The sequence below is a fragment of the Enterobacter cloacae complex sp.6700776 genome (assembly GCF_048284255.1).
Taxonomy (GTDB): Bacteria; Pseudomonadota; Gammaproteobacteria; order Enterobacterales; family Enterobacteriaceae; genus Enterobacter; species Enterobacter intestinihominis.
The window spans coordinates 1-290 of the sequence record NZ_JBLVYK010000220.1 but is presented as its reverse complement, the minus strand read 5'-3'; the positions used below and the strand labels follow the sequence as shown (position 1 = coordinate 290).

Genomic DNA, 290 nt, shown 5'->3' with positions numbered 1-290 from the left:
ATACAGGGCCCCCTGCCGGGGTTTCCCGTCCTGCGAAGCCTGCTGTTTACGAACCAGCTCATCCAGGAAATGGTTATCTGAACGCTGAAGGGGGTTCTCCAGCACCTGTTTCTCCGCCCAGGCCTTCAGCTGATGGTCAGGTTTTTCACGCAGTTGTCTGCTTAAATTTTCCTGCTGCTTCAGGAACTGGCGGTTTTCAGGAGTGTTCACGTTTTCTGACGCCATAACCGCCCCGTTCAGCATCATCAGCAGTGCTGCCAGAGATTTCATACTCAGCTTCATCATTTACC

At 52.8% G+C, this 290-nt stretch carries 1 pseudogene; it reads right to left on the bottom strand.

Annotated features, from left to right (window positions below):
- Positions 1-282, bottom strand: a pseudogene (locus ACNQ0T_RS23965) (type-F conjugative transfer system pilin assembly protein TrbC); the annotation flags it as partial.
- Positions 283-290: the final 8 nt, after the last annotated feature.